This window comes from Rheinheimera texasensis, from assembly GCF_964031785.1.
Lineage (GTDB): Bacteria > Pseudomonadota > Gammaproteobacteria > Enterobacterales > Alteromonadaceae > Pararheinheimera > Pararheinheimera texasensis_A.
The window spans coordinates 36,656-51,721 of the sequence record NZ_CAXIRE010000024.1 but is presented as its reverse complement, the minus strand read 5'-3'; the positions used below and the strand labels follow the sequence as shown (position 1 = coordinate 51,721).

16 protein-coding genes are annotated in these 15,066 nt (G+C 53.6%); all 16 read right to left on the bottom strand.

The features are described 5' to 3' along the window. Positions 1-4: 4 nt before the first annotated feature. The 16 genes from fliR to ABNT34_RS18715 all read right to left on the bottom strand — a co-directional run bounded on the left by fliR (position 5) and on the right by ABNT34_RS18715 (position 14,970). Positions 5-778, bottom strand: a complete 774-nt coding sequence (fliR, locus tag ABNT34_RS18790) for a flagellar biosynthetic protein FliR (protein ID WP_348734410.1) — start codon at positions 776-778, stop codon at positions 5-7. Position 779: 1 nt separating this feature from the next. After that, positions 780-1,049: a flagellar biosynthesis protein FliQ gene (fliQ, locus tag ABNT34_RS18785; RefSeq protein WP_348734408.1), complete on the bottom strand. Its 270-nt coding sequence runs from the start codon at positions 1,047-1,049 to the stop codon at positions 780-782. A 1-nt stretch (position 1,050) separates the two neighbouring features. Next, on the bottom strand, positions 1,051-1,794 hold the full coding sequence (fliP, locus tag ABNT34_RS18780; protein WP_348734406.1) for a flagellar type III secretion system pore protein FliP: 744 nt from the start codon (positions 1,792-1,794) through the stop codon (positions 1,051-1,053). A gap of 9 nt (positions 1,795-1,803) precedes the next feature. Further along, positions 1,804-2,223 carry a flagellar biosynthetic protein FliO gene (gene fliO, locus ABNT34_RS18775; RefSeq protein ID WP_348734404.1) on the bottom strand — a complete coding sequence of 140 codons (420 nt, stop codon included), beginning with the start codon at positions 2,221-2,223 and terminating at the stop codon, positions 1,804-1,806. A gap of 1 nt (position 2,224) precedes the next feature. Next, positions 2,225-2,617, bottom strand: a complete 393-nt coding sequence (fliN, locus tag ABNT34_RS18770) for a flagellar motor switch protein FliN (protein ID WP_348734402.1) — start codon at positions 2,615-2,617, stop codon at positions 2,225-2,227. Then, a complete protein-coding gene (fliM, locus tag ABNT34_RS18765) occupies positions 2,617-3,714 on the bottom strand; it encodes a flagellar motor switch protein FliM (RefSeq protein WP_348734400.1) in 1,098 nt (365 codons plus the stop codon). The genes fliN and fliM overlap by 1 nt, the downstream gene beginning before the upstream one ends. A gap of 27 nt (positions 3,715-3,741) precedes the next feature. Continuing rightward, positions 3,742-4,296, bottom strand: a complete 555-nt coding sequence (gene fliL / locus ABNT34_RS18760; RefSeq protein ID WP_348734398.1) for a flagellar basal body-associated protein FliL — start codon at positions 4,294-4,296, stop codon at positions 3,742-3,744. Between the two features lie 104 nt (positions 4,297-4,400). Further along, a complete protein-coding gene (locus ABNT34_RS18755; protein ID WP_348734396.1) occupies positions 4,401-6,341 on the bottom strand; it encodes a flagellar hook-length control protein FliK in 1,941 nt (646 codons plus the stop codon). A gap of 86 nt (positions 6,342-6,427) precedes the next feature. Then, entirely contained in the window at positions 6,428-6,880 is a 453-nt protein-coding gene (gene fliJ, locus ABNT34_RS18750) for a flagellar export protein FliJ (protein WP_348734394.1), read from the bottom strand. 2 nt (positions 6,881-6,882) lie between these two features. Next, a complete protein-coding gene (gene fliI, locus ABNT34_RS18745; protein WP_348734392.1) occupies positions 6,883-8,232 on the bottom strand; it encodes a flagellar protein export ATPase FliI in 1,350 nt (449 codons plus the stop codon). 21 nt (positions 8,233-8,253) lie between these two features. After that, positions 8,254-9,063 (bottom strand): flagellar assembly protein FliH, encoded by an 810-nt coding sequence (gene fliH / locus ABNT34_RS18740; RefSeq protein ID WP_348734390.1) that lies wholly within the window; start codon positions 9,061-9,063, stop codon positions 8,254-8,256. 30 nt (positions 9,064-9,093) lie between these two features. Then, on the bottom strand, positions 9,094-10,131 hold the full coding sequence (gene fliG / locus ABNT34_RS18735) for a flagellar motor switch protein FliG (RefSeq protein ID WP_348734388.1): 1,038 nt from the start codon (positions 10,129-10,131) through the stop codon (positions 9,094-9,096). Next, the gene (gene fliF, locus ABNT34_RS18730; RefSeq protein ID WP_348734386.1) at positions 10,124-11,830 is read right to left on the bottom strand and encodes a flagellar basal-body MS-ring/collar protein FliF; all 1,707 of its coding nucleotides are present in this window, start codon (positions 11,828-11,830) and stop codon (positions 10,124-10,126) included. The genes fliG and fliF overlap by 8 nt, the downstream gene beginning before the upstream one ends. A 14-nt stretch (positions 11,831-11,844) precedes the next feature. Beyond that, positions 11,845-12,180, bottom strand: a complete 336-nt coding sequence (gene fliE / locus ABNT34_RS18725; RefSeq protein ID WP_348734384.1) for a flagellar hook-basal body complex protein FliE — start codon at positions 12,178-12,180, stop codon at positions 11,845-11,847. A 281-nt stretch (positions 12,181-12,461) separates the two neighbouring features. Next, positions 12,462-13,811, bottom strand: a complete 1,350-nt coding sequence (locus ABNT34_RS18720; protein ID WP_348734382.1) for a sigma-54 dependent transcriptional regulator — start codon at positions 13,809-13,811, stop codon at positions 12,462-12,464. Next, complete coding sequence (locus tag ABNT34_RS18715) at positions 13,804-14,970, bottom strand: ATP-binding protein (RefSeq protein WP_348734380.1); 1,167 nt, start codon at positions 14,968-14,970, stop codon at positions 13,804-13,806. Before ABNT34_RS18715 ends, ABNT34_RS18720 begins: the two co-directional genes overlap by 8 nt. Positions 14,971-15,066 lie beyond the last annotated feature (96 nt).

Below are 15,066 nucleotides of genomic sequence, written 5' to 3'. Positions count from 1 at the left end.
TCCGTCAGCAACCAATGAGCTTGCACGTGACTTCGATGCCGTGCTGCCATTGCAGATTAAAATGGAACATAAAAGTGTTCATCGTCAGCCACAGAATTAACAAACCAGCGATCATCGTGACCGGAAAACCGATGGAGAAAATATTCAGCTGCGGCGCCGCGCGTGTCATCACGCCAAAAGCCAGATTGACCAGTAACATCGCGGTCACCGGTGCTAAGGTGATCGCCAGCGAAGTTGCAAAGATCCAGCCGCCGAATTCGGCAATCGTCAGATAGTTGTCGACATCCCACCACTGCCCATTGATGGGCAGTGATTCAAAACTAAACACAATCATCTGAAACATAATCAGATGACCGTCATACACCCAGAACATCAGCGTCGCCAAAATCAGATAAAACTGACCAATAGTCGGAATACTGATCCCGCTCGCAGGGTCCACTAACGAGGAAAAACCAAGGCCAGTCTGGGTCGCCAGGATTTGACCGGCCTGCACAAAGGCGTTGATAAAAATCATCGAGATAAAGCCCATCGCAGTGCCGATCAGCAACTGCTGCATCACCTGGATCACGGTGAACGCTGACATCAGATTGGTATCTTTCACCGGCGGGATCACCGGCATCACTACCAGCGTAAACATCACTGCTAAACCGATTTTGATGCGGTTGGGTACTGTTTTCGCGCCAATGCCGGTCATCAGCGCAAACATAGCGCCAATCCGGCACAGCGGCAGCAAAAAGTCCGCGATGCCCTGCATCAGCACGGAAAGCGGATATTCCATCTCAGCTCACCAGGCTCGGGATCGACAAAAACAACCCAGTGGTGTAATCCATCAGTGTTTGTGTCATCCAGTGACCGCCGTAAATCAGTGCCAGCAAGGTCACAATCAGCCGCGGTAAAAAGCTTAAAGTCTGTTCGTTGATGGACGTCGCCGCCTGGAAAATCGACACCATCAAACCCACCACCAGCGATGGCATGATGATGATACTGACCAGTAAAATAACCAGATACAAAGCGTCATTGAGGATATCAACAAAGGTTTCCGGCGTCATGTCAGACTCCTATCCCATAACTGTTGGCAAGTGTGCCCATGACGAGTAACCAGCCGTCCACCAGCACAAACATCATCAGCTTAAACGGCAGTGAAATAATCATCGGTGACAACATCATCATCCCCATCGCCATCAACACGGACGCGACCACCAAATCGATGATTAAAAACGGAATAAAAATCATAAATCCAATCTGAAAGGCTGTTTTCAGCTCTGAGGTCACAAAAGCCGGGATCACGATAGTAATTGGATAATCCTGGTTATTGGCCACTTTTGGGTGGCCGGCGATTTCGGCAAAGGTCTCTAAATCTTTGATCCGGGTCTGGTGCAGCATAAAAGCTTTCATCGGCTTAATGGCCGCATCCAGCGCCTGCACTGAGGTGATGTCTTCTTTTAAATATGGCTGAATGGCGGTGTCATTCACTTGTTTAAAAGTCGGCGCCATGATGAAGAATGTCAGAAATAAAGTGATGCCGACCAGCACCTGGTTGGACGGGCTCGACATCAGACCCATGGCCTGGCGCAGGATAGCCAGTACGATGATAATCCGCGTGAAGCTGGTCATCATGATGAGGGCGGCCGGCAGAAAACTCAGCGCCGTCATCATCGCCAGCACTTGTAAGGTCACACTGTATTCCTGACTACCATCAGGGTTAGTGGTGATTTGCAGCGCCGACAGGCCGCTATTGTCAGCAAGCACTGCCGGGCTTAGCAGCACCAGCAGCATCAAAAGAATTCGGAACATAACAGCAGATTACTTTTTCAGGAACGACTGTAACTGCGTATGAAAGTCTGATGCCAACTTTTCTTCTGGGAGTGGATTTTCCAGGTCAAACAGGAAATTGACGCTGTGTGGCGTCACGCCAATCACCCGTTGTTTTCCTTGTATTTCAACAACTAAGAGGCGTTCTTTTTGGCCAACCGGTAACGTCGCGACCACCTTAAAATGTTTGGAGCCCGGCATTTTCAGCTGCAATTTTTTATACAGCAATGCCAGCACAACAATAGCGCCAACCACCAGCGCCAAAGAAATGACGATCTGCCCAAGGCCGGGTAAATTGGCACTCTGGCGCAGCGGCTGCGTCGCCGCCTCGGCCTGAGCAGCGCCTTGCGTCGCCACTTGCGCTATAGCGCTGGCTGGCAGAGCGGAAAACAGCGACAACCAGCCTCGCATCTCAGCGCAACTTCTTAATACGTTCAATTTGACTAATGACATCCGTCAGGCGGATACCGAACTTGTCGTTGACCACAACCACTTCACCGTGCGCGATCAAAGTGCCATTGACCAGCACATCGAGCGGCTCACCGGCGACCCGCTCCAGTTCAACCACAGAGCCCTGGTTCAGCTGTAACAAATTGCGGATGCTGATTTTGGCGCGGCCGACTTCCATCGAAATGGTGACCGGAATATCCAGGATCGTATCGAGTTTGCGCCGCTCATCACCAGATAATGGCGCATGTTCTTCATGCAACTCGTCCAGTTCGGCCGTTTCGACGCCATCGGCACTGCCTTCGGCTTCGGCCAGGGCGGCGGCCCATTCGTCCATCGTGTCTTTGTCGTCAGCCATTACCATCTTTCCTCACTACGTTCATTCAGGATCAAATCGGCTTCCAGTTCACTGATATCTGCATCGCTGTCTAAGCGGCGACCGCCTTTGGTAAACACATGCAGTTCAGATTTAACCGATTCAGGTCTTTTGATTTTTTCGACAATTTTCAGTGCCACATTGTCACGGGATTTACCCATTTTGGCGCGATAGGTCGGCAAGTCTTCAATCAGCACTGTGATGGTTTCCGGAATTTCGACCGGAATGATGTCGCCGGCTTTGAGGTTCATCACCTGCTCCAGCGTCAGATCAACATCCATCATTTTGGTGGTCAGATTGACTTTGACATCCATGATTTCGTCACGCAGCGCCTTACTCCAGCGCAAGTCAGTGTCTTCTTTATCGCTTTGCACACCGGCGTCAAGCAGTTCGCGGATAGGCTCCAGCATTGAATAAGGCAAAGCGACATGGAAATCACCGCCACCACCATCGAGTTCAATGTGGAAAGAACTGATCACCACCACTTCCGTCGGGCTGACAATGTTCGCCATCGCCGGGTTCACTTCGCTGTCCAGATATTCAAAGGACACGTCCATTACCGGCGCCCAGGCTTCTTTATAGTCTTCAAAAATTAATTTCAGCAGCATCTGGATGATGCGTCGTTCGGTCGGAGTAAATTCACGGCCTTCGATTTTAGCGTGGTAACGACCATCGCCACCAAAGAAGTTATCCACCAGAATAAACACCAACCGCGCTTCCATCGTAATCAGGCCAGTACCTTTGAGTGGACGGAAGCGCACCATATTCAGACTGGTTGGCACGAACAGAGTATGCACATATTCGCCAAATTTGATCATCTGCACGCCGTTAATCGACACTTCAGCGGTGCGGCGCATCATGTTGAACAGACTGATGCGCATATGGCGGGCAAAACGCTCGTTGACCATCTCCAAAGTCGGCATCCGGCCCCGGACAATCCGATCCTGTGAAGAGAAGTCGTATTCCATCGCCGAGCGTCGACCGCCCGGACCGGAACTTTCTTCTATCTCTTCTTCTTCGACGTCATCAACACCATGAAGTAGCGCGTCAATCTCGTCCTGGGATAATAAATCAGTCAATCTGTTGCCCTCCGGTTCAAACCGGCTTTACTGCATGACAAAACCGGTAAACAGGATTTCTTCAACTACCGGAGACCCTGCCACACCTTTTAACGCTTCCTGTACATCTTTTAATGCTGCCGCTTTAATCGTTTCTTTGCCGGCTGCAGTGACCAGCTCATCGGCATTGGCCTTACTGAAAGTGCGCAGCATGGTACTTTCAATCAACGGGATATGCTGTTTGGCCGTTTCTTCATTCTGCGAACCGCGTACCAGCAATTGCGCCTTGATTTGTACTAAACGGTCCCGGCTCGCGCCGGCAACGTTAAATACAAATGGTCTTGGCATCCCGACATACAAGGCCGAACCCACTTCAGCCCCACCTGCAGCCGGTGCAGCACCATCCGCAGCCGGCGCTGCCGCACCATCTGCTGCCGGAGCACCTTCAGCTGGCGCTTCGGCCGCTGGTGGCGGATCACCGCCCATCATCATAAAAGCCGCGCCACCGCCGCCAAGCAGCACTACTGCTGCCGCTGCGATGATGATCATTTTTTTCTTTTTATTGCCACCATCAGCAATTTCGAGTTCTTTTTCCGCCGCCATGACTGGACTCCGTCTCCGTTAATTTTGTTATTATTTACTTCGTTACGGGACAAAGGCAATCAACATCGGCGGATCTGCCGGTTTTGTCTGCACCAGACCAGCAATCACGCATAAAAATCCACCATCCGGTCAGAAACCTTCATCTGCACAGTCTGCACTGCTGCCAGATCCGCCTCATTGCCACCGGATGGGCCAGAGCGGGCCTGACGCTGTTCTTGTTGTCCGCCAGACTGGCGCTGCTCAACCTGACCTTCAGTTAAAGCAATACCCTGTTGCTCCAATAATTCGCGCAATTTTGGCATCTGCTGTTCCAGCGCTTCTTTGGCCGCGCCTTGTTGCACCACAAACTGCACACTTAATTGGTCTTGTTGCAGATTCAGCTTAATTTGCATCGACCCCATATCTTCGGGATGCAGCTGCACTTCTGCCGTTTGTAATTTGTGCTGAATTTGTACCATCACCCGGTCTTTCAGCTGTTGCGCCGCCGCAGGTTCAGTCAGTGCCAGTGGCGCTTGCCAGCTGGTGGTTTCGGCAGCCCGGTTTGACATCAAGGGTGTATGTGCGGTGCCAGTACTGTGAGTTACCGGCTGTGTCAATGCAGTCGCACCTGCCGTGTGCTCAGTCAGTGGCTGGGCCTGCTGCAGTTGTTGCAGCTGCTGGCCAAAGGCCAGAGTCGTTGCCGCAGGTTGCGCTGGCTGGGTGGCCAGCATCACGTCGGCGGTCGCTTTTGCCTGCCCCTGACCAGTCTGTTGCTCGGCACCGGCTTGCTGCTGTTGCTGCTGTGTCTGATTCACTGTTTTTAAATGCTCAGCAAAAGCATTGGCCGCAGGCGCTTTATCCAGGCTCCCCGCGGCAGCAGTGGCGCGATTGCTATTCGCAGGTGCAGCCTGCGCTTGCACCATCATCGCAGCTGGTAATTCAGGTTCAGTACGCTCGACCACTTCAGCATTCTCATGCAAGGCGACAGCAGACTGTTGAGCCGTGGCCTTAGCCGGTTGTTGGGTCAAAGAGGATTGCGGGGCCTGCGCCTGTTTTGCAGCCTGCTCTGCCGGCGACTCTGTCAAAACACCAGTCGACACCACAGGGCCAGACTCAGCATCAGATGACTCATTGACCGGCTCGTGCACAGCGGCTGTTTTACCTGAAACCTTCACAGCACTGCTCTGCTCAGTCTGCGGATGTTCAGACTTTGTTGTTGATTTGTTTTGTGTTATCGCAGCTTCGGTTGTCACAGCGCGCTGAGGGGCTCCCGGTGCGACCGCAATTTCGTTACCAACCTTTTCATCAGTCGCGCTCGACGCCACCGCACTCGTTGTCACTGCGGCGGCCTGGTTCTGCTCAATCAGATCCGGAGTAGTTAAACCAGCGGCTGTCAGTTCCTCTGCGCTCAATAAAGCCTGCTCAGTTGCCAATGAAGTAGTTTGCCCGACCTGCGGCGCTGCGTTGGAGTCAACTGCCGCTACCTCAGTTACTGCGCTGCCAGTGTCTGCAGTGGGCTGGGCTTTAGTCGCATCAGTGGCAGTGGCTGCTGCCAGAGCAGCGCTCAAAGCTTCAGCTGAGACCGGCGGCGTCTCTGTCTTGCCCACATCTGTCAGAACTATATGGTCTGCAACCGGGGCTGAATCAGTATTATCAGCGCTGCTAGCTTTATTGGCTTGTAATGCCGGGCCGTAGCTTTTGGCTTTTTCGATGATGTCGAACCAGGGTTTATCTTCGGTCACTGTCTCTGTGAGCTCAGCTTCGTTTTCTGTTGCGACCGGTAAACCGGCTAAAGGGTCATCCAGCCAGACCCGGCCATCTTTTGCGCTGGCCGCTTCGCTATCTGCGGCAAGCTTCTGCCGCGCGGCAATCGCTTCCAGCAAGGCTGGGTCTACCGCTCTGGTGTCCTCCACCCGGATCGGTGGGGTTAATTCCTGTTCACTCAGTTCATCTGCCAGCTTCAGACTAAAGCTGTCGACGACGCCGTCTTCCGGGGCCGGCGCGGTATTCAGTACCGACTCAGCGCCTGGACTGCCCAAAGTCAGATTGATACTGAGGTTCATCATCTTGTCTCCGGCCGCGTGGTGCGCGGACTTTATTCGGTTTATTACTTTTACGAACTTATACAAATTTCACGCCAGACTGGCTGAAATCAGACGCCTTGCTGTTGCAGACGGCGGAAAAACTGCTGGGTAGCTATTTCGTCCAGCAGCTTTTGCTCCAGGCGGTTTTGCCGTTGCTGACTTGCGGCCAGTTCTTTGTCGATGAGTAGTTCAATCGCTTTGCGTTTTTTCTGCATCGTGAGCCAGGCGGTTCGGCGCATATCAACGACGCGCTGCGCCTGCTGGATTTGCAGGTTTTGCTGCTCCAGCGCCTGGTCCAGCTTGGTAATAAAATTCAGATATTGGTTAAACTGGCGGCTTTGCACGCCTTCAGCGCCGCGCTGTTGGGTCTGGCGGATATAGTCGGTCCGATAGTCGGCCAGGCCCTGATAACGGTCATTGCAGGTCTGCAGAAACTGTTGCGCCTGCACAAAATTAGCCAGCAGCTTTTCTTCTTTTTCTTTTTGGACCTGTACTAATAATTGCAGTTGTTTCAGCGCCATACTTAAAAGCTCCGGTTCGCAGGTAATAAGGTATTCAGCCCTGCCAGACATTCATCATAAGGCACTACGTCAGTCATGCCCTGTTGCAGGAAACGGTTAATTTTGGGCATCAGGCTGATGGCCTGGTCCAGCATCGGATCTGAGCCTTTGACATAAGCGCCGATGGAAATTAAATCTTTGCTCTGGCTGAAACTGGCGTAGAGCTGTTTGACCGCCCGTGCCAGTTTCTGGTGTTCCATACTGGTCACCGCCGGCATCACCCGGCTGATCGAGCGTTCAATATCAATGGCCGGGAAATGGCCGCTGTCCGCCAGCTGGCGGGATAAAACGATGTGGCCGTCGAGGATAGCGCGGGCCGCATCAGCAATAGGATCTTGCAGGTCGTCGCCTTCCGACAACACGGTATAAAATGCCGTGATCGAGCCCTGGCCTTCCCCGCCGTTACCGGCGCGTTCCACCAGTGCCGGTAATTTGGCGAATACTGATGGCGGGTAACCTTTGGTGGCCGGTGGCTCGCCAACCGCCAGCGCGATTTCCCGCTGCGCCTGGGCATACCGGGTGACGGAGTCGAGCAACAACAATACGTCCAGGCCCTGATCGCGGAAGTACTCGGCAATTTGCACCGCGGTTTCACAACCTTTCAGCCGCATCAAAGGCGACACATCGGCAGGAGCCGCCACCACCACTGAACGTTTGCGGCCTTCGTCGCCTAAAATTTCGTCGATAAATTCTTTGACTTCACGGCCCCGTTCACCGACCAGACCGACCACAATCACATCGGCGGCCGTGCCACGTGTCATCATGCCAAGCAATACCGATTTACCGACACCGGAACCGGCAAACAGGCCCATTCGCTGACCTTTACCGACGGTGATGATGCTGTTGATGGCGCGCACACCAACATCCAGCGGTTGTTTTACTGGCCGGCGATTCAGTGGATTGATTGGATTTTTCTTTTGCCGGGCAAATTCGGTGGCGCGCACCGGGCCTTTGCCATCGAGCGGATTGCCGGCACCATCAATGACCCGGCCGAGCAGCGCCATGGTCAGCGGTACGCCGAGGTGATCACTGAGCGGTGTGACACGCGCGCCGGGGATCACGCCGGTAATGTCATCTTTTGGCATCAGGAAAATGCGGTCCTGAGCAAAACCTACCACTTCCGCCAGCAACTCGCCGTCAAAAGTATCAACACTGCAGGTTTGGCCAATAGCTGCGCTAAGGCCGGTGGCTTCAAGTGTCAGCCCGACCACCCGCACCAGACGACCGGCAACGACCGGGCGGTTTTGCCGGATATACTGCTGCTGTTGCAGCAGACGCCCGGCGAGGGCTGTAGCTTTGGATTCAAATGTCATGCTTTTGACACTTCACGGCAATTAATCAGTCTGAATGTTGGATTGCAGGAAGTGTTCCAGGCTGTGTTGCAGGCGCTGTTTTAAGTTGCGTTCGACTGAAGAATCACCGGCATCAATGCGGATATCGCCGCGTTCCAACACGGGCTCAGCGCGCAGCTGCCACTGCCGCTCAGCCAAATCGTCGGCGCTGTAATGTTGTTGGATCACCGCCAAATCTTCCGGATGCAGCCGGATTTGCAGCTGGCTGGCTTTCAGCGGCAGCGCGTCAATCGCCTGACGCACGGTTTGTAAAATCACCTGCGGGTTGGTTTTGACTTCCACCGCAATGACTGCCTGCGCCATCGCGACTGTTAATTCCAGCAGGCTCTGTTCAACCCGCTGATCCACTTGTTGCAGCGGCTGTTGCAGCTGATCAAGCAGTAATTGCAGCTGCGCCAGTTGCTCGCGGATCAGGCCTTCGCCTTCGGCAAGACCGGTTTTACGGCCTTCGGCCTGACCTTGCTGCAAGCCATCCTGATAACCCTGCTCGCGGCCTTCGGCATAACCCTGACTAAAACCTTCTTCTTTGCCCTGGCCTAAGCCTTCGTCGTAGGCAGCCTGACGGATTTGTTCGATATCTTCCGCGGTCAGCGGCTTAATCTCTTCTTCTTCCGGCAGGCGTGCGACCAGTTTTTGCCCAGGCTGAGGCGGCGTTTTATACAACGCGTTGGTTTTTTGTGTCTTTTTCTGCAAAGTCGCCTGAAAATCCGGCGCTGGCCAATTCCGCAGCAATTCCAGCACTTCAGCATCCGGCTCAAAAGGCCGGTGCTTGATAAAATCGTTCAGGCTCATTTGCTACTCCAAACTACCCGCTTGGGTTGATTACAGGAAGTCTTCACCGCCACCGCCGCCGAGCATAATTTCGCCGGCATCGGCCAGACGCCGCGCAGTGGACAGAATTTCTTTCTGTGCCGTTTCGACTTCGCTGACCCGCACCGGCCCCATCGCTTCGAGGTCGTCGGCCAGCATCTCTGCCGCCCGTTTTGACATATTTTTCAGGATCTTCTCTTTCAGGTTGTCGTCGGCGCCTTTGAGCGCCTTCATCAGCACATCCTGCTGCACTTCGCGCAGAATGGCCTGAATAGCCCGGTCGTCGACTTCCAGTAAGTTCTCGAACACAAACATCAAATCTTGGATTTGCTGTGCCATTTCTTCGTCGTGTTCGCGGATAGAATCCATCAGCTGGCCTTCGACGTTGGTGTCGAGGTAGTTCATGATGTCGGCTGCTGCTTTGAGGCCACCCATTTTCGCGGCTTGTGCACCGGCCTGGCCGGCGAACTGCTTCTCCATGATCTCGTTTAATTCCTGCAAGGCGGCTGGTTGCACTTCTTCCAGGTTGGCGATACGCATCGTGAGGTCCAAGCGGACTTTTTCTGGGAACTGCGACAAAATCTCGGCGGACTGTTCCGGTTCCAGATAAGACAGCACAATAGTCTGGATCTGCGGGTGTTCGTTGCGGATGATGTTGGCCACCTGCTTCGAGTCCATCCATTTCAGTGAATCCAAGCCTTTGGCACCACCGCCCAAAATGATCTGGTCAATCAGGTTCGAGGCTTTTTCTTCACCCAGTGCTGCAGTTAAGGCGCGGCGGATAAAGTCTTCGCTCTGGAAGCCGATGGTGCTGAAGTTTTGAATTTGTTCAATAAAAAGCCGGTGCACCGCTGAGATTTTGGCCTGATTCAGGTCCTCAATCGATGCCATCGCCATACCGACTTTCTGCACCTGCTTCGGCTCCAGGTGCTTTAAGATCTGCGCCGCATCTTCTTCCGACAAGCTCAGCAGCAGGATGGCGGCTTTTTCCACGCCATCCAGTTTACCGACGTCAAACGCCGGCTTTTGTGTGGTTTCTACGTTACTCATCTTCAGCCAACCAGTTTTTCACGACCAGAGAGGAAAGTTCAGGCTCATTGGCAACCAGCGCCCGCACCGCTTTTAATAAGTCTTCATCACCATGCAGATCAGGCAGCATCAAGGTGCCATCTGCAGCGAAACCAACAGATTTCGCATCGAACTCTTTACTCAGTAAGTCGATGGTGTCATCACCGAGGTCCACACCACGCGACAGCGACATTTCGTCATAAGTCTCAGAGGTATCTTCAGGGTAGATCAGTTTCTTCAGCATTGGCCGCACAATCGCCAGGATCAGCACAATGATCACCAGCGCCGCCAGCGCCAGGCGAATGACGCGCATAAACCATTCTTGTTCGTAGATTGGTTGCTCAGCAGTGGTCACCACAGCTTCACGGGTAAAGGGCACTGATACCACTTCGATGGTGTCGCCACGTTGCACATCAAAACCAACACCGCCCTGCAATAAACGCCGGATGTTCTGCAGCTCAGCCTGAGTGCGGGCTTCCGGCTTGGCCGGCGCCTCGGCCGTGCCTTCACCTAACTTATAATCCACTGCCACTGACACGCTGATACGGCGGATCACCCCGCTTTGTTGCGTGCTGTGGCTGATAGTGGTATCCAGTTCATAGTTCCGCGTCACTTCTTTACTGTTGCGGCCAGGCACCACCGGCGTTTCACCGTTGTTGGCTTTTTCCGGAATATTCGAATCCAGTGGTGGCTGATTGGATAAAGCGCCCGGGATCCCCATAGCACCGCCGCCGACGCTGTTTTCTTCCGACGTCATCTCGCTGCGGACTGCCGGTAAATCCGGGTTGTAGCGCTTTTGTGTCTGTTCAGTGGCGGTGAAATCCATCTGTAAATCGACTTGCGCGGTGTAATTGTCCATCCCGAGGATTGGAATTAAGATTGAGTCAATTTTCTGGCGATATTCATCTTCACGTTTTAATTCAATTTCATATTCACGGCGTGAACGCGCAGAAGCTGCGTCCTGTGAGCCACTATTCAGTAAGCGGCCATTTTGGTCAGTGACTGTCACCTTCGAAGGTTCCAGCCCTTGTACCGCCGATGCCACTAAATCCACAATGGCGTCGACTTCACTGTCTTTAATGGCTTTGCCGCCTTTGGCGGTGATCATCACAGTCGCGGACGGCTGTTTTTCCACCCGGGCAAAAATGTTTTCTTTTGGAATAGCCAGCAGCACCCGGGCGCGGGCAACACTTTGGAATTCTTCGATTGTGCGGGCTAACTGTTGCTCGCGGCTATGTTTCAGCCGTTCCATTTCCAGCCGCTGACTGACGCCAAAGCCACTGTCCTGCATCAGGATCTCATCACCGCTGCTGGTTGCTTTTTCCAGACCGGCACGATTTAACCCCAGTTTGATGTCCTGGTACTTATCACCGGGCACCAGAATGGTGTTGCCTTCCAGTTTGTATTCGATTTTTTGCGCATCCAGATGGTCCAGATGACTGATAAGCTCAGTGGTTTCAAAAGTGCCAAGCGGACGCATGTCTGGTTCGCGTGCCCACATGATGATGAGGATGGCAATGGCGATACAGATAGTCAGGGCAATAATCAGGGCTACTTGCCGGACTATATCCATACCACCCATAGAGCCGATAAAACCGGACTTTTGCTCCACTGGCGTGCTGCTGTCCACCGGTTGATTAAAATCGTTTGAGCTTAAGGTTAATTCTGTTGATTCAGCCATTTAGATTGCTCCCATCACACCGGCATGGCCATGACTTCTTTGTAGGCTTCGACCAGCTTATTGCGCACCTGCACTGTGGCTTCAAAAGCGACCGATGCTTTTTGGCCGGCGATCATCGCCTGCGCCAGCGACACTTTCGGATCGCCTAATTCAACAGCCGTTGCCAGCTCATTGCTGTTTTGCTGTAAGCCGTTGACTGTGCTCAGTGCTTGCTTGAACAACTGGGAAAAATCGCTTTGGCTGGTATTGTCGACCTGAGCTGGACCAATCTGCATGTCAGCAGACACATTCCGGGCCTGCCGGGCAAATGCCTGCATTTCCTGATAGAGCCCTGCGCCTTTGATATCCATGATGCTGTCGCCTGTAAAGCTATTGATATAACCAACTTAAGCACAAGTTGTGCCAGTTTATTCTTGATATTAATCAACAGCTTACAGTGAATTTTGATAGTCAAAAAACCGGCACAACGGTAATTTGGTACCGATAAATTGGTCACAATGATGTCTACGGACAGGCCTGACAAGCAGAAACAACGGTAGTTTCGGGGACGGAGCAGCCTCAAAGGCCCAGTGGGAATGATGTTGCGGCAACAGCGCAGCAAACTAGTTTGCGCTGTTGCCGGCAAGCCCGGTCAAAACGACACAATAATGCCTGATTCACGCATCCGGGCCAGTTTGTAGCGCAAAGTCCTGGCACTGATGCCGAGCTTTTCTGCCACATCTTTGCGCCGGTTGGCGCAGGCTTTCATCGTTTCCAGGATCAGCCGGTGTTCCTGTTCGTACACCCCGGATTTAAATACACTGAGTTCAGGATCGTTACTGACCAGCACAGGCTCAGCGCGATGGCTGGCTGCGCTGCCCGGCTCCAGCAGAATATCGTCTTCGGTGATCACGGCGTCAGCATGGACTATCAATGCCCGCTGGATCACATTATCCAGCTCCCGTACGTTGCCGGGCCAGTCATGCGAAAACAATTTCCGTTTCGCCGCAGCGTTCAGCTCAGGGACCGCAGCGCCCTGTTGCTGACAATGCCGTTCCATCAAATGCACCGCCAGCGGCAGGATATCTTCCGGCCGTTCACGCAGCGCCGGCCAGGTCAGTGGAAATACATTGAGCCGGTAAAACAAGTCTTCACGAAATGTGCCCTGCGCCACCGCCTGGCGCAGATCACGGTTGCTGGTGGCAATGACCCGCACATCCAGCTTGATGGTTTTGCGACTGCCAAGCCGTTCGACTTCACGCTCCTGCAGCACCCGCAGCAATTTTGCCTGCAGATTCAGATCCATTTCACTGATTTCATCCAAAAGGATGGTGCCTTGCTGTGCTTGTTCAAACTTGCCGGGGCAAGCCGCGATGGCGCCGGTGAAAGCGCCTTTTTCATAACCAAACAGGGTCGATTCCAGCATATTTTCCGGAATAGCCGCACAGTTAATCGCCACAAAAGGCCCATCTTGCCGGCCTGATTGTTGATGAATGTAACGCGCCAGCACTTCTTTACCAGAACCGCTTGGTCCGAGCACCATGACATTGGCGTCGGATTTCGCCACTTTGGCCGCCAGCTTCACCAGCTGCAGACTGCTGACAGCGGCGACGATAGGCTCAAACGCCATTTGTTCTTCCGGACTGACGTAGCGACTGACCATATTGACCAGCACTTCCGGCGAAAAAGGTTTTGCCAGGTAATCCACCGCACCTAACCGAATGGCAGTCACAGCATCGTTGACGGTGGCATATGCCGTCATCATCAATACCGGCAGTTGCGGGTAATTCAGCTTGATTGATTTCAGCAACTCCAGGCCGGAAATGGCGCCCATCTGCACGTCGCTGACCACCAGACGGATTTTATGCTGTTTGAGCTGTTGCAGCGCCTGCTCGGCGTTACCGGCCAGGATCACATCATATTGCGCCAGGCTCAGCGTGTCAGCCAGCGCCTCCTGTAAGCCGGCATCGTCTTCTACGACCAGAATTTTAGGCTTATGCATGACTGAACTCCTTGATTGAGCTTGCACCGCCATAGGGGGTGCCAACAGTTGCCGGACAAACCGGCAAGACTAATTCAAAACGCGCGCCACCTGCTGCGCTTTGCAGGCAACGGGCGAGGCCACTATGTGACGTTGCCACTGCCTGCACGACCGCCAGACCGAGGCCGGTGCCGTTACTACGGGTGGTATAAAATGGTTCAAAAATTTGCTGACGCAGATGCTCAGGTACACCAGGCCCTTCGTCTTCGACCGCCAGCACCACCTGACGCTCGTCAGCACTGGCAATGGCGGACAGCTGAATGCGGGCTCCGGGCCCGGCGTGTTCCAGCGCGTTATGCACCAGATTACTCAGTGCGCCGGCTAAAGCCGTATGGTTGCCAAGCACCATCACATCCGGATCTGGCAGCTCAACCAGCACGGTACCCTGCTGCTGTAACACCAGCGGCTCTACAGCGGCAAACACTTCGCTGAGCAGTTGCTGCATCGACAGCGGCTGCGCCTGCTGCTCGCGGCCGGCGCGGGCAAAGAGTAATAAGTCATTGACCTGCTGCTCTAAATCAGTCAGGCGGTTTAATAATTTCTGGCTGAATTGCTCACGTGCTGCCGGCTCTAATTTTTGATTCCGCAAATTACGCGCATACAGCAAAGCGCCCGATAACGGCGTGCGGATTTGATGTGCCAGCGACGCCATCATTTTGCCTAAGGAAGATAAACGCTGCAGATGCGACAGGCGGCTTTGTAACTGCCGGGTTTCGGTCAGATCGGTCAGCACTATCAACTGCCCTGCTAAAGGTTCGAGCGGGCTGATGGCGAGCTGGACGCGCCGGCCATCATGCAGCGATACTTCCAGACCATCATCATTACGCGGGCGAAAACTGCGGTTAATCACATCCAGCCAGCGCTGGCCATGCAGAGGTTCGCCCAGCATAGCCACAGCAACCGGATTGGCCTGCATCACATAACCACGCTGGTCCAGCACGACGATGCCATTTGGCAGCACTTGCAGCAGATGTTGCAGACGTTGTAGTTCCTGACGTTCAGCGTCAGCCATCACCACGGGCGCGGCAACGGGCGCCAGTCCGGGCGACACAGCCAATGGCGACATCGACAACGCGGGCGCAGGCGTCTTTTTCAGTACAGCTTGCGGGGAAGTGAGCATAATTTCACCGTCAGGGTTTTGAACACACCCTGACTAAGCAGAAATCATGCCATCATGTTTTATATTGAATTTCAGTAACTTATAAGAAATTATCTT

Bases quoted from the DNA above. Each gene is read 5' to 3' on its own strand.
- fliJ (WP_348734394.1), bottom strand. From the start codon at position 6,880: ATGGCGCTGAAACAACTGCAATTATTAGTACAGGTCCAAAAAGAAAAA.
- fliQ (WP_348734408.1), bottom strand. From the start codon at position 1,049: ATGACGCCGGAAACCTTTGTTGATATCCTCAATGACGCTTTGTATCTG.
- fliN (WP_348734402.1), bottom strand. From the start codon at position 2,617: ATGGCTGACGACAAAGACACGATGGACGAATGGGCCGCCGCCCTGGCC.
- fliR (WP_348734410.1), bottom strand. From the start codon at position 778: ATGGAATATCCGCTTTCCGTGCTGATGCAGGGCATCGCGGACTTTTTG.
- ABNT34_RS18720 (WP_348734382.1), bottom strand. From the start codon at position 13,811: ATGCATAAGCCTAAAATTCTGGTCGTAGAAGACGATGCCGGCTTACAG.
- fliG (WP_348734388.1), bottom strand. From the start codon at position 10,131: ATGAGTAACGTAGAAACCACACAAAAGCCGGCGTTTGACGTCGGTAAA.
- fliI (WP_348734392.1), bottom strand. From the start codon at position 8,232: ATGACATTTGAATCCAAAGCTACAGCCCTCGCCGGGCGTCTGCTGCAA.
- fliH (WP_348734390.1), bottom strand. From the start codon at position 9,063: ATGAGCCTGAACGATTTTATCAAGCACCGGCCTTTTGAGCCGGATGCT.
- ABNT34_RS18715 (WP_348734380.1), bottom strand. From the start codon at position 14,970: ATGCTCACTTCCCCGCAAGCTGTACTGAAAAAGACGCCTGCGCCCGCG.
- fliP (WP_348734406.1), bottom strand. From the start codon at position 1,794: ATGTTCCGAATTCTTTTGATGCTGCTGGTGCTGCTAAGCCCGGCAGTG.
- fliO (WP_348734404.1), bottom strand. From the start codon at position 2,223: ATGCGAGGCTGGTTGTCGCTGTTTTCCGCTCTGCCAGCCAGCGCTATA.
- fliL (WP_348734398.1), bottom strand. From the start codon at position 4,296: ATGGCGGCGGAAAAAGAACTCGAAATTGCTGATGGTGGCAATAAAAAG.
- fliE (WP_348734384.1), bottom strand. From the start codon at position 12,180: ATGGATATCAAAGGCGCAGGGCTCTATCAGGAAATGCAGGCATTTGCC.
- ABNT34_RS18755 (WP_348734396.1), bottom strand. From the start codon at position 6,341: ATGATGAACCTCAGTATCAATCTGACTTTGGGCAGTCCAGGCGCTGAG.
- fliF (WP_348734386.1), bottom strand. From the start codon at position 11,830: ATGGCTGAATCAACAGAATTAACCTTAAGCTCAAACGATTTTAATCAA.